Annotated in this window: 16 protein-coding genes; 9 read left to right on the top strand and 7 right to left on the bottom strand. The window is 72.3% G+C overall.

From position 1 onward, the window contains the following. The first annotated feature begins 308 nt into the window (after nt 1-308). From ACSURM_RS27025 to ybaK, 3 genes are read left to right on the top strand one after another with little or no spacing between them, the layout of a single operon-like run. Entirely contained in the window at nt 309-1364 is a 1056-nt protein-coding gene (locus ACSURM_RS27025; RefSeq protein ID WP_436958349.1) for a hypothetical protein, read from the top strand. A gap of 11 nt (nt 1365-1375) precedes the next feature. Next, nucleotides 1376-2116 carry an LON peptidase substrate-binding domain-containing protein gene (locus ACSURM_RS27020; RefSeq protein ID WP_436958348.1) on the top strand — a complete coding sequence of 247 codons (741 nt, stop codon included), beginning with the start codon at nt 1376-1378 and terminating at the stop codon, nt 2114-2116. A 21-nt stretch (nt 2117-2137) separates the two neighbouring features. Continuing rightward, complete coding sequence (gene ybaK, locus ACSURM_RS27015) at nt 2138-2638, top strand: Cys-tRNA(Pro) deacylase (RefSeq protein ID WP_436958347.1); 501 nt, start codon at nt 2138-2140, stop codon at nt 2636-2638. A gap of 96 nt (nt 2639-2734) precedes the next feature. Here ybaK and ACSURM_RS27010 read toward each other — a convergent pair whose 3' ends face one another. The 4 genes from ACSURM_RS27010 to ACSURM_RS26995 form a co-directional block, all read right to left on the bottom strand. Beyond that, nucleotides 2735-3355, bottom strand: coding sequence for an AAA family ATPase (locus tag ACSURM_RS27010; RefSeq protein ID WP_436958346.1), 621 nt, complete (start codon nt 3353-3355; stop codon nt 2735-2737). A gap of 34 nt (nt 3356-3389) precedes the next feature. Beyond that, entirely contained in the window at nt 3390-4211 is an 822-nt protein-coding gene (locus tag ACSURM_RS27005; protein WP_436958345.1) for an ABC transporter permease, read from the bottom strand. A 64-nt stretch (nt 4212-4275) separates the two neighbouring features. After that, entirely contained in the window at nt 4276-5289 is a 1014-nt protein-coding gene (locus ACSURM_RS27000) for an ABC transporter ATP-binding protein (RefSeq protein ID WP_436958344.1), read from the bottom strand. A gap of 59 nt (nt 5290-5348) precedes the next feature. Beyond that, the gene (locus tag ACSURM_RS26995) at nt 5349-6569 is read right to left on the bottom strand and encodes an NYN domain-containing protein (RefSeq protein WP_436958343.1); all 1221 of its coding nucleotides are present in this window, start codon (nt 6567-6569) and stop codon (nt 5349-5351) included. Between the two features lie 223 nt (nt 6570-6792). Between ACSURM_RS26995 and ACSURM_RS26990 the strand changes: the two genes are divergently transcribed. Further along, on the top strand, nt 6793-6960 hold the full coding sequence (locus tag ACSURM_RS26990) for a hypothetical protein (protein ID WP_436958341.1): 168 nt from the start codon (nt 6793-6795) through the stop codon (nt 6958-6960). Between the two features lie 107 nt (nt 6961-7067). Here the strand turns inward: ACSURM_RS26990 and dnaE are convergent, their stop codons facing one another. Then, entirely contained in the window at nt 7068-10607 is a 3540-nt protein-coding gene (gene dnaE / locus ACSURM_RS26985; protein ID WP_436958340.1) for a DNA polymerase III subunit alpha, read from the bottom strand. Nucleotides 10608-10978: 371 nt separating this feature from the next. Between dnaE and ACSURM_RS26980 the strand changes: the two genes are divergently transcribed. From ACSURM_RS26980 to ACSURM_RS26965, 4 genes are all read left to right on the top strand, one after another. Next, complete coding sequence (locus tag ACSURM_RS26980) at nt 10979-12304, top strand: DUF2252 domain-containing protein (RefSeq protein ID WP_436958339.1); 1326 nt, start codon at nt 10979-10981, stop codon at nt 12302-12304. A 68-nt stretch (nt 12305-12372) separates the two neighbouring features. Beyond that, nucleotides 12373-13065, top strand: coding sequence for a hypothetical protein (locus ACSURM_RS26975; protein ID WP_436958338.1), 693 nt, complete (start codon nt 12373-12375; stop codon nt 13063-13065). Between the two features lie 96 nt (nt 13066-13161). Then, nucleotides 13162-13974: a thioredoxin domain-containing protein gene (locus ACSURM_RS26970; protein ID WP_436958337.1), complete on the top strand. Its 813-nt coding sequence runs from the start codon at nt 13162-13164 to the stop codon at nt 13972-13974. An 80-nt stretch (nt 13975-14054) separates the two neighbouring features. Continuing rightward, entirely contained in the window at nt 14055-15725 is a 1671-nt protein-coding gene (locus ACSURM_RS26965) for an alkaline phosphatase D family protein (protein ID WP_436958336.1), read from the top strand. Nucleotides 15726-15729: 4 nt separating this feature from the next. Here ACSURM_RS26965 and ACSURM_RS26960 read toward each other — a convergent pair whose 3' ends face one another. Further along, nucleotides 15730-16302: a dienelactone hydrolase family protein gene (locus ACSURM_RS26960; RefSeq protein ID WP_436958334.1), complete on the bottom strand. Its 573-nt coding sequence runs from the start codon at nt 16300-16302 to the stop codon at nt 15730-15732. Nucleotides 16303-16409: 107 nt separating this feature from the next. Between ACSURM_RS26960 and ACSURM_RS26955 the strand changes: the two genes are divergently transcribed. After that, nucleotides 16410-17516 (top strand): mechanosensitive ion channel family protein, encoded by a 1107-nt coding sequence (locus ACSURM_RS26955; protein WP_436958332.1) that lies wholly within the window; start codon nt 16410-16412, stop codon nt 17514-17516. Nucleotides 17517-17523: 7 nt separating this feature from the next. Here ACSURM_RS26955 and ACSURM_RS26950 read toward each other — a convergent pair whose 3' ends face one another. Continuing rightward, a complete protein-coding gene (locus tag ACSURM_RS26950) occupies nt 17524-19110 on the bottom strand; it encodes a Na+/H+ antiporter (protein WP_436958331.1) in 1587 nt (528 codons plus the stop codon). Nucleotides 19111-19239: the final 129 nt, after the last annotated feature.

The following is a 19239-nucleotide window of genomic DNA, read 5'->3' as shown; positions in this document are numbered from 1 at the left end:
TGCGAGCGGAACCGACCCACGCCACCCCCGGCCACCACGGGCGAAGCCGACCCACGCCACCCCCGGCCACCACGGCGGAGCCGACCCACGCCACCCCCGGCCACCACGGCGGAGCCGACCCTCGCCCCCCCCGGCCGCCACGGCGGAGCCGGTCCTCTCGGCACCCGCGCGAGCCCTCCGCACCCGCGCGAGCCCTCCGCATTCGCGCGGGACGCGCATGCACCCTTTACAGGACCTTCACCGTCGGCCGTACAACCTTCCACGACTTGCCTTGTCCCTCTGGCGCCGCCCCGACCTGCGGACTTTCAATGGTCGGCACCATGGCTCTGCTGCCCTCGTTCATCCGCCCCCACCGCCGGATGCCCCGACGACCCGCGCGCCCGGCCCACCGGCCACCGGCCGGGGACGAGGCCGTGCTCGACGCGCCCGACGACCGCCTCTCGCCCGCGCTCGTCGCGGCCGGCCGGGGCGAATACGGCACCGCGGCCGGCCTGCTCGCCGACACCCGCGCCACGGCCGACTGGGAGCACCGGGACCGCTACGCCCGGCGCCTGGCCGCCTTCGCCCGCTCCCGCCCGGAGTGGTACGAGGAGTGGCGCGCCGCCGACCCCCACGACGCCGGAGCGCTGCTGGTCGGGGCCCAGCTGGCGGTGGACCGCGCCTGGCCCTCGCCGGCCCGGGCCGAGCTGCTGCGCGAGGTGAGTCCGCTGATCACCGCCGCCGCCCGCGCCGACGACCGAGACCCGGTGCCCTGGCGCATCGCGCTCGACCACGCGCGCGGCACCCGGGCCGGGCACCGCTATTTCGAGGAGCTGTGGGAGGCGGCCGTCCGGCGCGCCCCGCACCACTACGGCTGCCATGTGGCCGCCCTGCGCTATCTGGCAGCCTCCTGGCACGGCTCCCACCGCGAGTGCTTCGACTTCGCCGACCGGGCCGCGCAGGACGCCCCGGCCGACTCGCTGGTCCAGGCGCTGCCCGCCCGGGCGGCCTTCGGCTATCTGACCGACGGCTGCGGCGCGGCGGTGCCCCGGGGCCGGCTGGAGGCGGCGGCGGACCGGGCGATCGCCCTGTCCGCGCGGCTGCCGGCGGCCGACCCGTACCCGGCCGAGGTCCGCAACAAGCTGCTGTACCTGCTGCTGCGGCTGGAGCGCTGGCGGGACGCCCGGGCCCAGTTGCGGCTGATCGGCCCGTACGCCACGTCGTTCCCCTGGGACCGGTTCTCCGAGGACCCGCTCGGCCACTTCCTGAAGCTGCGCGAGCACCTTCAGACGGCGCTCCCCGGGGCCGCCCTGGCCGGGCTGCTCTCGGCGCCGCCGGAGCCCGGAGACGGACACGGCGGCCACGCCCGCCCCGCAGGCCACTAGGCTGGGGCGCCGTGACCACCGTCCGCCTGCCGCTCTTTCCGCTGAACTCGGTGCTGTTCCCGGGTCTCGTGCTGCCGCTGAACGTCTTCGAGGAGCGGTATCGCGCCATGCTGCGCGACCTGCTGAAGACCCCCGAGGACGAGCCGCGCCGGTTCGCCGTCGTCGCCATCCGGGACGGCCACGAGGTCGCGCCGAGCGCCCCCGGCATGCCCGATCCCACCGCGCGGCCCGAGCGGGGGCCGGCCGCCGGCTTCGGTCCGGACCCGCTCCGCGCCTTCCACGGGGTGGGCTGTGTGGCCGACGCGGCGACCATCCGGGAACGGTCCGACGGCACGTTCGAGGTGCTGGCGACCGGGACGACCCGGGTGCGGCTGCTGTCCGTGGACGCGTCGGGCCCGTACCTGACCGCGGAGCTGGAGGAGCTGACGGAGGAGCCCGGGGACGACGCCGGCGCGCTGGCCGAGGACGTCCTGCGCTCCTTCCGCCGCTACCAGAAGCGGCTGGCGGGCGCCAGGGAGCGCTCCCTGTCGTCGGGCGCGGAGCTGCCGGACGACCCGGGCGTGGTGTCGTACCTGGTGGCCGCGGCGGTGGTGCACGACACGCCGACCAAGCAGCGGCTGCTCCAGGCGCCGGACACCGCCTCGCGGCTGCGGGACGAGCTGAGACTGCTGCGCGCGGAGACGTCGATCATCCGCAGCCTGCCGTCGCTGCCCGCGTTCGAGCTGACGCGGACGCCGACGAGCCTGAACTGAGGGACCACGAGGAAACCGAGGATGGCGAAGAAGCAGAAGAAGACCCAGTCCGGGGGCACGCCCGCGACGGTGGCCCTGACGGCGGCGGGCGTGGACTTCACCGTCCACGCCTACGACCACGACCCGTCCCACCCCTCCTACGGCGAGGAGGCGGCCGAGGCGATGGGCGTCTCCCCCGACCGGGTCTTCAAGACCCTGGTGGCCGAGGTGGACGGCTCCCTGGTGGTCGGCGTGGTCCCGGTGGCCGGCTCGCTGGACCTGAAGGCCCTGGCGGCGGCGGTGGGCGGCAAGCGGGCGGCGATGGCCGACCCGGCGCTCGCCGAGCGCACCACGGGCTATGTCCGCGGCGGCATCTCCCCGCTCGGCCAGCGCAAGAAGCTCCCCACGGTCCTCGACGCCTCGGCCGGGGCCCAACCCACGATCTGCGTCTCGGCCGGCCGCCGCGGCCTGGAGGTCGAACTGTCCCCGAAGGACCTGACCGACCTGACGGACGCGGTCCTGGCCCCCATCGGGAAGAGCTGACCGGCTACGGCGTGCCGGGCCCCGTAGGTGAGGGCGTCCCCGGCCCCAGGAAGGGCGATCGGGCGGATCACGGCAGCCCGGCCCGCGCCTCCCGGACTACGGCGTCTCCGGGTCCCGGGGGCCGAACAGGGCCGTCAGACCGAGGTGGGCCAGGAGCGCGGCGAGCGGCCAGGCCAGCAGCGCGCCCTTGGCCGAGAGCTTCAGCGGCGCGGAGAAGACGACGCCCTTGCCCGCGGCCTGGGCGTGCGCGAGCACGTCGGAGTCGGGGCCCAGCCAGATCCCGAGGCGCCAGGCCAGCAGGGACGCGAGCAGGCCGCCGAGCCCGAGCGCGACCACCAGGGGCGCCCCGCCGTGCCGGCGCAGCAGGAAGACGGCGAGCGCGCTGACGGCTCCGAAGCCGAGCCCCAGCAGAGTGAACGTTCCGTCGACCCCGACGGCCTGCTCCCCCTCGCTGTCCTTCAGGTACACGACCCAGCTCTTGTCCAGCACGTCGCCGACCAGCGGCACGCGCGGCGCCAGCCACCACCACAGCAGCCCCAGCAGCACCCCGCCGAGCACCAGCACCACCGTGACCACGGCGGCCTCCCGCAGCTCCGTCCGCAGCCCGGGACCGTCCTGTTCCGGCCCGTGCCCGGCGAGCGCCCCGGCGGGCGGCGCCCCCTGCCAGACCTGGTGCGCGGAGTCGTCGTGCGGTGGTGGAGTCAACGGTGCGGTCACCCTGCCATCGTGCCAGGTCGCGCTGTGCGCCGCGTCACCGGACGGCGGCCCTGCGGTAGGCCCGGGTCGCCACGGCCAGCGAGACGACGCCGACGCCCGCGCACACACCCAGGTCAACGAGGACGAGCGCCCAGTCCGGGTCCGGTCCGAAGGTCCGGGCGTACGCCTCCACGCCGTAGGTGGAGGGCAGCAGATCGCGGGCCAGCCGGATCACCTCCGGCATCCGGCCGGCCGGCAGCACGCCCAGCAGCAGCGCCGCCGACATGCCCAGCTGGCCGAGCAGCGTGGCCAGCTCGGGCCGGGGCGCGAGCAGACCGCACGCGGCGCCGAGCCCGGCGAGCGCGGCCCCGGCGAGCGGGATGACGGCGAGCAGGACCCACAGGTTGGTCAGCGGCAGCCCGAAGAGCACACAGCCGAAGACGGCGGTGACCAGGGTGCCCGGCACGGTGAAGGAGGCGTAGGCCGCCGCCGCGCCCAGCACCACGGCGGCCGGCGGCACCGGCAGGGTGGCGTAGTGGTCGAGCCCGCCGCTGGCCCGCAGCTGCCCGAAGTACTGCGAGAGCAGGTTCAGCGCCACGTAGGCGACGACCAGCACCGAGGAGCCTGCGACCACGGACTGCGCCTCGTCGCCGCCCTCGACCACCCCGCGCATCATCACGGCGATGCCGATGGACTGGAAGGTCGCCACGAACAGCAGCGGGATCCGTGCCACCCGGGCCCGGGACAGCTGCGCCCGGTAGACGGCCACCAGTGACGGCCACAGCCGCGCACGCGGCCCGAGTTCGGCCGGGCCGGACACCGTCTCCGGCACGGCCCGGGAGCCGCCGGGCAGGACCTCGGCGGGTACGACACTCACGACGAGCTGCTCCTCTTCGCTTCGGCGGCGGCACAGACCCTCACGTGCCGCGGGGTCCGCCCGCTCATGCCCTCACCAGTCCCTGCCGGGCCTCGCCGCCCAGCGCCAGATAGACGTCCTCCAGGCTGGGCGTGGCGAGCGTGAAGTCGTCCAGGGCGGCGAAGGCGGCCCCGCCGGTCACCGTGGCGACGACGGCGCGGGCCTCCTCGGGCGCGAGCCGCAGCGTCCAGCGCCGGCCGGAGCGCGCCGCCCGCTCGCGCAGCACCGCCACCTCGGGCACCTCCAGCGGCGCCCGCTCCCGCCACACCAGCTCCACCCGCACCTCGCCGGCCACCCGCGCCTTGAGCCCGGCGGGGGTGTCGCAGGCGATGACCCGGCCCTGGTCGAGCACGGCGACCCGGTCCAGCACCGTCTCGGCCTCGATCACGTTGTGGGTGACCAGCACCACGGTCGTGCCGTGCTCGGCCCGCCGCCGGTCCACGGCCGCCCACACCGCGCGCCGGGCCACCGGGTCCATGCCGGTGGTCGGCTCGTCCAGCACGAGCAGCGGGCGCCGGCCCACCAGCGCGGTGGCGAAGCAGGCGAGCCGCCGCTGCCCGCCGGACAGCTTCTTCAGCGCCCGGCCGGCGATCGGGGTCAGCGCCAGTTCCTCCAGCACCGCGTCCCGTTCGGCCCGGGCCCGCCGTACGTCCAGGCCGCGCAGGCGTCCGGTGGTCTCGACGGCGAGGGAGACGGTCAGCTCGTCCAGGGCGCTGGACTCCTGGCCGAGGTAGGCGAGGATCCGGGCCGCCCGCTCGGGGTGCCGGACGATGTCGTGGCCGAGGATCTCGACGCTGCCCGTGTCCGGCCGCAGCAGCCCGGTGAGCTGGCGCACGAGGGTGGACTTGCCGGCGCCGTTCGGGCCGAGCAGCCCGAACACCTCGCCGCGCCGCACGTCCAGTTCCACTCCGTCGGTGGCCCGCACCTCAGGGGTGCCCGGCGTGCCCCGCCGGCCCCGGATCGCCGGGTAGGTCTTGTTGAGTCCGCGCACGCGTACGACCTCGTCGTAGCCGAGTGCCTGTCCCGCGCGCGTCATCACAAGGGACGAGCCTACGGGGTCGGGGCGCTTTACTCGCCTTTGGGGGCGGCTACGGGGATTCAGTCGGCGGCGGGCGCGTGCGGTTCGGCCGCCGCCGGGATGTCGAACTCCCGCCAGAACCCCGCCCGGATGGCGTAACGGTCGTGCTCGTCGATCTGGTCGTCCTTGTGCGCGAGCAGCCCGAAGCGGGCCGCGTAGCGCAGCAGCTCGCCGTCGATGCGGTGCGGGATGCGCGGGTACATCTGCGACAGCCGCTGCAAGTGGCCCTGGTCGCCGAGCCGGGAGATCCAGCGGCGGGCGAAGACCTGCCCCACCTCGTACGGGTCGCCGCCGACGGTGGTGATGTCCTCCTCCCGGTCGGCCCAGCGCTGTTCGGCGGTGGTCAGCTGGGCCAGCGTCGGCAGGGAGGCGGCCTCGGGGGGCTCGGCGGCCACGCCCGGCCGGTCGACCCAGCCCTTGTCGGAGGACCAGCGCAGGGTCGCGGTGGTGGGGTGCTGCACGGTCTGGGTGCCGGGTGCGCGCAGCGCGGCCAGGTCCTTGGGGGTGGGGACGCCCTTGGCGGCGGGGACCCGCTCGGGCGCGCCGTTCTGCGCCGCCGTGGCGGCCGGGGGGTGCGCGGGCTGTTCGGCGGGCCGTTCGGCCGTGCCGAGCGCGGACTCGGGCAGGGGGGCGGAGAGGATCGCGGCGATCTCGGGGCGGGGCGCGGGCGACGGGGGACAGACGCCGGTCAGCTCCTTGGCGCGGACGGCCTGGGTGATCCAGGCGCGGTCCAGCACCCGCCGCTCGTCGGCCTCGGCGACCAGGTCCTCGGACTGGTTGTAGTCGCCGTCGGCGGCCTGCACGGCCCACAGGTGGACGGCGACGCCGTGCTCCTTGGCGGCCATCATGCCGGGCAGCAGATCGCCGTCGCCGGTGACCAGGACGACGTCGGAACAGGCGCGGTTGCGGGCCAGTTCGGTCAGTTCGGCGTGCATGGCGGCGTCCACGCCCTTCTGGGCCCAGCGTCCGTCGCTGCGGGTCAGGGCGCCCAGCCGGACGGTGACCCGGGGCATCACGCGCAGCCGGCGGTGCTCGGGCTGCGGGACCCGGTCGGGGGCGCCGTCGAACCAGTAGATGCGCAGCAGCGGGCGCTCGGTGTCAGACTCCGCGCGTTCGCGCAGGGCCTGGATCAGCGCGGCGTGGTCGACGGTGATCCGGGACCGCGAGGGCTCACCCGCGAGGAGGCTGGCGGCGGCGCCCAGCAGGTACCCGGCGTCCACCAGGACGATGCACCGGTCCACGCGACTCACCCTCTTCCCGGGAGGCTTTGCTTCGGACTTGCTTCGAGTCTGCCCGACCGCGCGGAGCTTAACGGCCCGAACTCGATCTTCGGCGTGGCGTTTCCGGTTCTGGTCCGCTCAGCTGCCCTGTCACACACGGTAATTATCCGACATGCGCCTGATGTCAGCGTATGTGAATCTGGTCCCGGCCCTGGCCCCTAGATCCCCCACAGGAGGCATCACCATGGCCAAGAACAAGAACCGCAAGCAGGCCGGCCCGAAGAACCGCGCGCAGCAGGGTGAGCACGCGCAACGGCCCCCGGCGGAGGAACACGAGTCGCCGGTGTCCCGCATACAGGGCGGCCCGGCGGAGGGCGCGCCCAAGAAGCAGAAGAGCTTCGGCCACAACTAAAAGGGCAGTTGAAGCCCGGGCACATATGAGGGGCGCACCCGTGCCGGGTGCGCCCCTTTTCCTGCCTCTTCTTCCGCCGCTCGCCCGCCCCTCGTGCGGCGCCGGTCTCAGCCGGCCAGGCAGGACGGGCCGAGCAGCACCTTCAGGTCGCCGAACAGGGCCGGGTCGGGCTTGACCCGGTGCCGGTCCAGGCGCAGCACGGTGGTCTTGCGCGGGCCCTGGAGCTTGATGCGCACCTCGCTGTCGCCCTTGTGGTGGCTGAGGATCTCGCCGAGGCGGCTGACCATGGGCGGGGTGACCCGGGTGGCCGGGATGGTGAGGATCACGGGCGCGTTGGTGCCCGCGTTGGACAGGTCCGGGACCTGGAGCTCCATCGCGACCAGCCGCGGCACGTCCTCCCGCTTGTCGAGCCGGCCCTTGACGAACACCACGGCGTCCTCGACCAGTTGGGTCGACACGAGCTGGTAGGTGGCCGGGAAGAACATGCACTCGATGGAGCCCGCGAGGTCCTCCACGGTGGCGATGGCCCAGGCGTTGCCCTGCTTGGTCATCTTGCGCTGGAGGCCCGAGATGATGCCGCCGATGGTGACCACCGCGCCGTCGGCGTGCTCGCCGCCGGTGAGCTGGGAGATGCCCGCGTCGGCCTTGTCGGCGAGGACGTGCTCCAGGCCGAAGAGGGGGTGGTCGGAGACGTAGAGACCGAGCATCTCCCGCTCCTGGGCGAGGAGATAGGTCTTGTCCCACTCGTCGGTGGAGAACTCCACGTCGAGTCCGAAGCCGGGCTCGCTGCTGGTCTCCTCGCCCATGCCGCCGAAGAGGTCGAACTGGCCCTCGGCCTCCTTGCGCTTGACCGCGACCACGTTGTCGATCATCGGCTCGTACTGGGCCGTGAGCCCCTTGCGGGTGTGGCCCATGGAGTCGAAGGCGCCGGCCTTGATCAGCGATTCGGTGGTGCGCTTGTTGCAGACCACCGCCTCGACCTTGTCCAGGTAGTCGGGGAAGGAGGTGTACTTCCCCTTCGCCTTGCGGCACTTGATGATCGACTCGACCACGTTGGTGCCGACGTTGCGGACGGCGGACAGGCCAAAGAGGATCACGTCGTCGCCCTGGGCCGCGAAGTTCGCCTCCGACTCGTTGACGTTCGGCGGGAGCACCCGGATGCCCATGCGGCGGCACTCGTTCAGATAGACCGCCGACTTGTCCTTGTCGTCCTTGACGGAGGTGAGCAGGGCGGCCATGTACTCGGCGGGGTGGTTCGCCTTCAGGTACGCCGTCCAGTACGACACCAGGCCGTACGCGGCCGAGTGGGCCTTGTTGAACGCGTAGCCGGCGAACGGGACCAGCACGTCCCACAGCGCCTGGATGGCCTCGTCGCTGTAGCCGTTCTTGCGGGCGCCGGCCTGGAAGATGACGAAGTTCTTCTCCAGCTCCTCCGGCTTCTTCTTGCCCATCACACGGCGGAGGATGTCGGCCTCGCCGAGCGAGTAGCCGGCGATGATCTGGGCGGCCTTCTGCACCTGCTCCTGGTAGACGATCAGGCCGTAGGTGACGTCCAGGACCTCCTTGAGCGGCTCCTCCAGCTCCGGGTGGATCGGCGTGATCTCCTGCTGCCCGTTCTTGCGCAGCGCGTAGTTCGTGTGCGAGTTCATGCCCATCGGGCCCGGCCGGTACAGGGCCGAGACGGCGGAGATGTCCTCGAAGTTGTCCGGCTTCATCAGCCGGAGCAGGGACCTCATGGGGCCGCCGTCGAACTGGAAGACGCCGAGGGTGTCGCCGCGCTGGAGCAGCTCGAAGGTCGTGGGGTCGTCCAGCGGCAGGGAGAGCAGGTCGATGTCGAGGCCCTTGTTGGCCTTCACCATCTTGACCGCGTCGTCCATGATCGTGAGGTTGCGCAGGCCCAGGAAGTCCATCTTCAGCAGGCCGAGCGACTCACAGCTCGGGTAGTCCCACTGGGTGATGGTCACGCCGTCGGTGTGCCTCACCCACACCGGGACGTGCTCGGTGATGGTCTCGCTGGACATGATCACGCCGGCGGCGTGCACGCCCATCTGCCGCACCAGGCCCTCCACACCGCGCGCGGTGTCGATGACCTTCTTCACGTCCGGCTCGTTCTCGTACATCGAGCGGACCTCGCCGGCCTCGCTGTAGCGCGGGTGGCTGGGGTCGGTGATGCCGGACAGCGGGATGCCCTTGCCGAGGACGTCGGCGGGCATGGCCTTGGTGATGCGGTCGCCCATCGCGTACGGGTAGCCCAGCACGCGCGCGGAGTCCTTGATCGCGTTCTTGGCCTTGATGGTGCCGTAGGTGCCGATCATGGCGACCTTGTCGGCGCCGTACTTCTCGGTCACGTACCGGATCACCTCGACGCGCCGGCGCTCGTCGAAGTCGATGTCGACATCGGGCATCGAGATGCGCTCGGGGTTGAGGAACCGCTCGAAGATCAGGCCGTGCGGGATCGGGTCGAGGTCGGTGATGCCGAGGGCGTAGGCGACGATCGAGCCCGCCGCGGAGCCTCGGCCGGGGCCGACCGCGATGCCCTGCTTCTTGGCCCACATGATGAAGTCGGCGACCACGAGGAAGTAGCCCGGGAAGCCCATCGAGATGATCGTGTCCATCTCGTACTCGGCCTGCTTCTGGCGGTCCTCGGGGATGCCGCCCGGGAAGCGGCGCTCCATGCCGCGGCGGACCTCCTCCTTGAACCAGGTGACCTCGGTGTAGCCCTCGGGGATGTCGAACTTGGGCATGAGGTCGCGCTTCTCGAACATGCCGGCGGTGTCCACCATCTCGGCGACGAGGAGCGTGTTGGCGCAGCCCTCCTGCCAGGCGTCCGAGGAGTCGATGGCATACATCTCGTCCGTGGACTTCAGGTAGTAGCCGGTGCCGTCGAACTTGAAGCGGTCGGGGTCGGAGAGGTTCTTGCCGGTCTGGATGCACAGCAGGGCGTCGTGGGCCCCGGCCTCGTGCGCGTAGGTGTAGTGCGAGTCGTTGGTGACCAGCGGGGGGATGCCGAGCTTCTTGCCGATCTCCAGCAGGCCGTCGCGGACCCGGCGCTCGATCTCGATGCCGTGGTCCATCAGCTCCAGGAAGTACTTGTCCTTGCCGAAGATGTCCTGGTACTCGGCGGCGGCCTTCAGGGCCTCGTCGAAGTGGCCGAGGCGCAGCCGGGTCTGCACCTCGCCGGAGGGGCAGCCGGTGGAGGCGACGATGCCCTCGGACCACTGGGCGATGGTCTCCTTGTCCATCCGGGGCCACTTCTGCAGCCAGCCCTCGGCGTAGGCGTCGGAGGAGAGCCGGAAGAGGTTGTGCAGGCCGGTCTTGTTCACCGCCCACATCGTCTTGTGGGTGTAACCGCCGGAACCGGAGATGTCGTCCCGCTTCTGGTGCGGCTGGCCCCAGAGGATCTTGCGCTTGTTGCGCCGGGACTCGGGGGCGACATAGGCCTCGATCCCGATGATCGGGGTGATTCCGGCCTTTTTCGCGGAGTGGAAGAAGTCGTACGCGCCGTGCAGGTTGCCGTGGTCGGACATGGCGATGTGCGTCATGCCCATCTCATTGCAGGCGTTGAACATGTCCTTCAGCCGCGCGGCACCGTCCAGCAGCGAGTACTGGGTGTGGACGTGCAGGTGCGTGAAGGGCGGCTTCGACACGGTTGAGCCTCCGGGGAAACACTCGGCGACGGTCTGGCGGACGGTTCTGGGGTCAGCGTCGAAGTCTATGCCTCGCCACCGACAGCGGGTGGCGGGAAGCTGCTCCGTAAGGGGTGACGGTTGTGACATGGGCCGGTGGCGCGAAGTGGCTCCATGGGGGGGTGGCGGTCGGGTGACGGATATGACAAGCACAGTGGCGCGAAGCGCCTCCATGAGGGGTGGCGGTCGGGTGACGGATATGGCAAACACTGTGGCGCGAAGCGCCTCCATGAGGGGTGGCGGTCGGGTGACGGGCGGGCACCTGGGCGTACCTTCGTGCGTTGGAGACGGCAGAAACGCTGTCGCACGCATGCACCAGGAGGCACCCCGCGATGTCGGTCCCCCAGCTCGACGAGGAGCAGCGCGGCGAGGAGATCCTCGCCGTCTTCGACACCGCCTTCGGCCGGCTCCTGGCCGCCGACCCGGCCGCGTTCCGGGTGAAGTTCCGGAAGATGGCGGCCTCGGCCTTCGCGTTCTACCGGGGCACTGCGTGCCTCTTCTACCACGACCTGGACACCGACAGGCGCGGCGGTCCGTACCTGGACGAGCGCACCTCGCGCGTGTGGATCCACGGCGACCTGCACGCGGAGAACTTCGGCACGTACATGGATTCGAACGGCCGGCTGGTCTTCAACGTCAACGACTTCGACGAGGCGTACGTCGGCCCCTTCACCTGGGACCTCAAGCGCTTCGCGGCGTCCGTCGCGCTGATCGGGTACGCGAAGGCGCTCAGCGACGCGCAGATCACCGAGCTGGTGACGGTCTACGCGCACGCGTACCGGGAGCGGATCCACGCCCTGGCCACGGGCGCCAAGCGGGACGAGGTGCCGCCGTTCACGCTGGAGACCGCGCAGGGTCCGCTGCTGGACGCGCTGCGTGACGCCCGTGCGATGACCCGGTTCGGGCTGCTGGAGTCGATGACGGAGATCCGCGACTTCGAGCGCCGCTTCGCCCCGGGCGGCGGCTCCGTCGAGCTGGACGCGGCCACCCGCTACAAGGTCCTGGCGGCCTTCGACGGCTATCTGGAGACCCTGCCGGACTCCTCCCTGGCCCGCCCGGACTCCTACCGGGTGAAGGACGTCGTGGGGCGGCGGGGCATCGGCATCGGCTCGGCGGGCCTGCCGTCGTACAACATCCTGCTGGAGGGCCACAGCGACGCCCTGGAGAACGATGTGGTGATCTACATCAAGCAGGCGCAGACCCCGGCCGTCTCCCGGCACATCACGGATCCGGCCATCGCGGAGTACTTCCTGCACGAGGGCCACCGCACGGTGATCTCCCAGCGTGCCCTCCAGGCGCATGCCGACCCGTGGCTGGGCTGGACCGAGCTGGACGGCGCGGGCCAGCTGGTCGCCGAGATCTCGCCGTACGCGGTGGACCTGGACTGGGGCGACATCGACGACCCGGAGGAGATCGCGGCCGTGGTCGCCGACCTGGGCCGGGCCACCGCGACCATGCACGCGGCGGCGGACGACACCTCCGGCGAGTCCCTGGTGCCGTTCTCCACCGAGCGGGCCATCGACGCGGCGATCGCGGCCGACGAGGAGGGCTTCGCGCCCGTGCTGGTGGACTTCGCGCACGGCTACGGCGCACGCGCGCGTGCCGATCACCAGATCTTCGTGGACCTGTTCCGCAACGGCCGGATTCCGGGGCTGTAACCTTCGCGGATTCACAGGCACCCTTTAGGGGTCCCTTACCCGCGGACGTGACACACTCTCCAATCGCTATGGACATATCCGGGACCCAGCTCAGAGCCGTGCGCGCGGCGCTGTTCACGGCCTTCGTCGTGACCCTCGGCACCGCGTCGCACGTGCTGCTGTCCCGTGCCCCGCTGCCGGGGACGACCGTGGCCGCGGTCGCCGCCGGGGTGTTCGTCACCGCGTACGCGCTGGCGGGCCGCGAGCGCGGCTTCGGTCGGATCGCGGCCCTGCTGGTCCCGCTGGAGCTGGCCGCCGACACGGTGTTCACCACCGGCCAGCACGCCTGCTACGGCCGGGCGGGCGGCCCGGTCGCGGGCCCGCTGCGCGCGGTCGGCCTGGACGTGCTGTGCGAGGGCCGGGTGGGCTCTCCGCTGGCCCGGATGGCCGGCGGCTCCGACCGGGCGGGAGAGCTGTTCGCGCACGCCGGCCCGGCCGCCGCCTGGCTGCTGCTGGCCGCGCACGTCGGGGTGGGCCTGCTGGCCGCGGCCTGGCTGCGCCGGGGCGAGCGGGCGCTGACCCGGCTGGTGCGCGCGGTCGCCGCCACCACCTTCCGGCCGCTGCTGCTGGCGGTCGCCGCGGTCGTCGTACGGCCGCTTCCGGTCCGCGGGCCGCACCGCCCGGCCCCGCGCCGCGCCACCGCCCGGGACCGGCTCCTCGCGCACTCCCTGGGACGGCGGGGACCGCCGTGCTCCCGCACCGGCCGGACCGCCCTCGCCTGAGCCCCGGCTCCCGCGCGGCGGACGGCACCCGAGCACGTCAGTCCCCCCATACCAACCGCGTACGACATGTGCGCGTCCCCCAGGGAGATCACCACCATGAGCAAGCGGAACAGCCAGGCCGCGAAGACGGCGGCCCGGGAGCGGCTGCGCCAGGAGCGCGAGCGGCAGGCCAAGCGCGACAAGGCCAGGCGGCAGCTGATCGTGGCCGGCTCGGTCGTCGCCGTGCTGGCCGCGGCCGGCGGCATCGGCTACGCCGTCGTCCAGGCCAACAAGCCCGCCTACTGGGAGACCGCGAAGGACGCCAAGCTGGTCAAGCCGGCCAACGCCACGGGCACGGACGGCACGACGGTCCTGGTCGGCAAGAGCACCGCCAAGAAGACGCTGGTGATGTACGAGGACCCGCGCTGCCCGGTCTGCGCCTCCTTCGAGCAGGTGGTCGGCCCGACCATCAAGAAGGACCTCGACGCCGGCAAGTACAAGGTCCAGTTCGTCGGCGCCACCTTCCTCGACAACGGCTTCGGCGGCGAGGGCTCGAAGAACGCGCTGAGCGCGCTGGGCGCCGCGCTGAACGTCAGCCCGGAGGCGTTCCTGGAGTACAAGTCCGCGCTCTACGCCAAGAAGTGGCACCCGGAGGAGCGGGACGACAAGTTCAAGGACGACTCCTACCTGATCGAGATCGCCGACACGGTTCCCGCCCTGAAGGGCAACGCCAAGTTCCAGAAGGCCGTCAAGGACGGCACCTTCGACCGGTGGGCGCTGGAGGAGTCCAAGGTCTTCGACAAGGACGGCATCGAGGGCACCCCGACCCTGAAGATGGACGGCAAGGCCCTGACGGACGCCGGCGGCAAGAACGCGCCGATGACCGTCGAGGAGTTCAACACCGCGCTGGAGGCGGCCCTCAAGGGCTGACCCGACGACACGCCGAACTGCGGGCGAACTTTCGGGAGTTCGCCCGCCTTCGCGCATACCGATCAGTAACCTGATCGGTCGTGACCAGTCGATACAGATCAGCCGGGGCCGCACAGGACCCCGGCTCGCTTCCGCCCCGCCGCCGTACGGTCGTCAAGGCCGCGGCGGCGTCCGCCGTGCTGGCCGGCCCGCTGGCCGCCGCGCCGCCGGCCCGCGCCGCCACCGGCGCCCCCGCCTTCCTGCACGGCGTCGCCTCCGGCGACCCGCTGCCCGACGGCGTGCTGCTGTGGACCCGGGTGACCCCCGTCCCCGAGGCCATACCCGGCTCCGGGCTCGGCCCGGACACCGAGGTCGGCTGGGTCGTCGCCCGCGACCGGGCGCTGACGGACGTCGTCGCCCGGGGCTCCGTCACCGCCACGGCCGCCTCCGACCACACCGTCAAGGCCGACGTACGGGGCCTCGCCCCGGCAACGGACTACTGGTTCCGCTTCTCCGCCGGCGGCACCGACTCCCCGGTGGCGCGCACCCGCACCGCGCCGGCGGCGGACGCGGACGTCTCCTCCCTGCGCTTCGGCGTGGTCTCCTGCGCCAACTGGGAGGCCGGGTACTTCGCCGCCTACCGCCATCTCGCGGCCCGGGGCGACCTGGACGCCTGGCTGCACCTCGGCGACTACATCTACGAGTACCAGTCCGGCGAGTACGGCACCCGGGGCAAGGTCGTCCGCCCGCACGCGCCGGCGCACGAGATCCTCACCCTCGCCGACTACCGGACCCGGCACGCGAAGTACAAGACCGACCCCGACCTACAGGCCCTGCACCTGGCGGCACCGGTCGTCGCGATCTGGGACGACCACGAGTTCGCCGACAACGCCTGGCCCGGCGGCGCGACCAACCACACCGAGGGCGCCGAGGGCGGCTGGGCGGCCCGCCAGGCCGCCGCCAAGCAGGCCTACTTCGAGTGGATGCCGGTCCGCCCGGCCCTCGCCGGCACCACCTACCGGCGGCTGCGCTTCGGCAGGCTCGCCGACCTGTCCCTGCTGGACCTGCGTTCCTTCCGCTCGCAGCAGGCGGCCACGGCGAGCGGCTCGGTGGACGACCCGGACCGCACACTCACCGGCCGAGCCCAGCTCGACTGGCTCAAGGCCGGTCTGCGCGCCTCCGACACGAAGTGGCGGCTGGTCGGCAACTCGGTGATGATCTCGCCGTTCGCCGTCGGCTCGCTCTCCGCCGACCTGCTGAAGCCGCTCGCCAAGCTGCTCGGCCTGCCGCAGGAGGGCATCGCCCTCAACACCGACCAGTGGGACGGCTACACCGACGACCGCCGCGAACTCCTGGCCCACCTGCGGTCCAACGCCATCCGGAACACCGTCTTCCTCACCGGTGACATCCACATGGCGTGGGCCAACGACGTGCCGGTGGACGCGGGCACCTACCCGCTCTCGCCGTCGGCGGCCACCGAGTTCGTGGTGACCTCGGTGACCTCCGACAACCTCGACGACATCGTCAAGGTGCCCGAGGGCACGGTCTCCGCGGTCGCCGCCCCGGTCATCAGGGCCGCCAACCGGCACGTCCACTGGGTCGACACGGACCGGCACGGCTACGGCGTGCTGGACATCACCGCCGAGCGGGCGCAGATGGACTACTACGTCCTGTCCGACCGCACCGACCCGGACGCCCGCACCACCTGGGCGCGCTCCTACCGCACCCTGAGCGGCACCCAGAAGGTCGAGCGGACCTACGACCCGGTGTGATCCCTCACCCGAGCGTTCCGAGGAAGCCGAGCGCCACCCGCCAGGTGGCCTCGGCGGCCTCCGCGTCGTAGTCCGGCAGCCCGGGGTCGGTGTAGAGGTGGCCGGCCCCGGCGTACCGGTAGACCTCCACGTCGGCGCCGATGCGGCCCATCCGCAGATACCAGGCGCTCAGCCAGTCGTCCGACTCGAACGGGTCGGGCTCGGCCACGTGCAGCTGCACCGGCAGATCGTCCACCTGCGCGTTCGGCGCGATGTCCGAGGTGCCGTGCAGGAGCAGCAGCCCGCGCGCCTTGTCGTCGCCGAGGGCGAGGGTCTGGGCGACGGAGGCGCCGAGCGAGAACCCGGCGTACACCAGCCCGCGGTCGGAGTACGGCGCCGCCGCCAGCACGGCCCGCTTCAGCAGCTCCTCCTTGCCGATCCCCTCGTTGAACTCCATGCCCGCCTCGACGGTGTCGAACGTGCGGCCCTCGAAGAGGTCCGGCGTCCACACCTCGTGGCCCGCCGCGCGCAGCCGGTCCGCGGCCTCGCGCACCGCGGGCCTGAGCCCGTAGGTCGAGTGAAAGAGCATGATGTTCATGAGGCCATGGTGCCAGCCGGGCATGCCGGGGGCGCAGCGCGGCCCTACCCAGGCGTGTGACGAAGACACATGTTCATGACCTGCCCGAGCCGGTTACGTTCGGAGGCATGGAGACCGTACTCCGCCCCCTGATCGTCGCCGGCGGTGCCGTGCTGCTGACCGTGCTGGTCGGCTGGGCCACGGACCTGCTGCTGCGCAAGGCCGACGAGAGCCGTGGCGACACCCCGCTGTGGGACCTGCTGCGGCGCGCCCGCGTGCCCTATCAACTCGTGTTGTGCGCGGCCCTGCTCAGAGGCTCCTACGACGAGGCCCGGCTGTTCCCGGAGCACCGCACCGGCGTCGGCCGGACGCTGACCCTGGTGCTGATCGGCGCGGCGGCCTGGCTGGTGATCCGGATCGCGGCGGCCATAGTCGAGTCGACGTACACCCGTTACGCGCGCGCCCACCACGACCCGGCCCGGGTCCGCCGGGTGCGCACCCAGGTGACGCTGATCATGCGGGTGGTGTCGGCGATCGTCGGGGTGGTCGCCGTGGCGGCGATGCTGCTGACGTTCCCGGCGATGCGCGCGGCCGGCGCCTCCCTGCTGGCCTCGGCCGGTGTCCTCGGCATCGTGGCCGGTGTCGCCGCCCAGTCCACGCTGTCCAACATGTTCGCCGGGCTGCAGATCGCCTTCGGCGACATGGTCCGGATCGGCGACACGGTCGTGGTGGACGGCGAGTGGGGCACGGTCGAGGAGATCACCCTGACCTTCCTGACGGTCCGGACCTGGGACGAGCGCCGGATCACCATGCCGGTGTCGTACTTCACCTCCCGGCCGTTCGAGAACTGGTCGCGGGGCACCCCGCAGATGACCGGGATCGTCTACTGGCACCTCGACCACAACGCGCCGGTGGAGGCGATGCGCGAGAAGCTGCGGGACATCCTGCGCGCCTGCCCGGCCTGGGACGGCCGCGCCTACGGCCTCCAGGTGACGGACAGCACGCCCAGCACCATCCAGGTGCGGGCCCTGGTGACGGCCAAGGACGCGGACGACATCTGGACGGTCCGGGTCACGGTCCGCGAGCAGATGATCACCTGGCTGGCCGCGGAGCACCCCTACGCGCTGCCCCGGGTGAACACCGCCGACGCGTTCCTCCCGCCGCACCAGGCCCCCTCCCCCGACGGCACGTCCTTCCGCAGGGCCTACGAGTTCCCGCGCTCCGGCCGCGGCTGACCGGGCGTCACCGCAGGCTCCGCACGTCGAGATGGCGCAGCACCCGGTCCACGATCTCCGGGTCCGCGCCGGGCTCGCTCCGCGCGGCCAGCACCTCGTGCCGCGCGGCGCTGAGCATCTCGTTCTGGATGCGCCGCACCCGTTTGATCCGCTTGACCCGCTGGACCTGGGCCTCGCGCCGCTCGTCCTCCCCCATGTCCGGGCTGATCCGGATCCCGATCTCGAAGGCGCGCCGCAGCATCTGCTCGGACAGCTCCTCGGGCAGCTCCTCGACCTGCTCGATCTCCCGCAGCCGGCGCTTGGCGGCCTTCGCCGCCCGCACCGCCAGCTCCTTCTCGAACTCCTTCTCCCGCGCGGCGTCGGCCCGTACCCCGAGCCGCCGCACCAGCCAGGGCAGCGTGAGCCCCTGCACCACCAGCGTGGCGACGATCACCCCGAACGCGATGAAGATGATCTCGTCCCGGTCGGGGAAGGGGGAGCCGTCCTCGGTCCGCAGCGGCACGGCCAGCGCCAGCGCCACCGAGGCCACCCCGCGCATCCCGGCCCACCACATCACGACGGTCTCCCGCCAGCTGACCGGGATCTCCTCGTCGTAGTCCCGGCGGGCGTGCAGCCGTTTGGTCAGCCAGGTCGCCGGCAGCAGCCACAGCAGCCGTACGACGACCACCACGCCCACGACGGCCGCCGCCCAGCCGAGCATCTCGCCCCACCGGCCCTGGGCCGTGTGGATGGCGTTGTGCAGCTCCAGTCCGATGAGCCCGAAGGCGACCCCGGTGACGAGGGTGTCGATGATGTCCCAGAAGGTGTGCCCGGCGAGCCGGGTCAGCACGTCGTCGGCGTCGGTGGCGTACTCGGCGAGGAAGAGGGCGGTGGTGAGCACGGCGAGCACCCCGGAGCCGTGCAGCCTCTCCGCGAGCACGTAGGAGGCGTAGGGCACCAGCAGGGTCATGCCGATCTGGAGCGTCGGGTCGCCCAGCAGGCCCATCAGCTTGTTCGCGCCCCAGCCCAGCGCCAGTCCCACGAGGACCGCGACGACGGCGGACAGCACCAGGTCCAGCCCGGCCTGCCAGGCCGAGAAGGTGCCGCTGACGGCGGCGGCGATCGCCACGTGGTACAGGACGATGGCCGTGACGTCGTTGAACAGCCCCTCGCCCTCCAGGATCGACACCAGCCGGCGCGGCAGCCCGAGCTGTCCGGCGACGCTGGTCGCGGCGACCGGGTCGGGCGGGGCGATCAGGGCGCCGAGCGCGAAGGCGGCGGCGAACGGCAGTCCGGGCACGATCCGGTGGGCGACGAACGCCACGCAGACCATCGTCACGAACACCAGGGCGACGGCCAGCAGAAAGATCGGCCGGACGTTGGCCGCGAACTGCCGCCAGGAGGTGCGGCGGACGGCTGCGTAGAGCAGGGGCGGCAGCAGCCCCGGCAGGATCAGCTCGGGCGGGATGTCCACGTTGGGTACGAAGTCCACCACTGCCAGGACCCCGCCGAACAGGGTCATCAGCACCGGCGCCGGCACCCCCAGCCGGTCCCCGACCGGGACGCTCACCAGGGCCCCGAGCAGCAGTACGAACAACAGAGCCAGCTGGTCCACGGACGGCGCTCCGGGGGTCGACGATCACACGGCCGCGTTCCAGTCTGCCATCGCGACCTGCGGATTCCGCACGACAGTCCGACCGGGCGCGATCCCGTCCCGTTCTCCGGCCGGGTGGGGCCCCGTCAC

The organism is Streptomyces sp. SudanB182_2057 (assembly GCF_964272715.1).
GTDB classification, from domain to species: Bacteria; Actinomycetota; Actinomycetes; order Streptomycetales; family Streptomycetaceae; genus Streptomyces; species Streptomyces rubradiris.
Note: the sequence above shows the minus strand (reverse complement) of the source record. Positions and strands in the feature narration are given on the sequence as shown.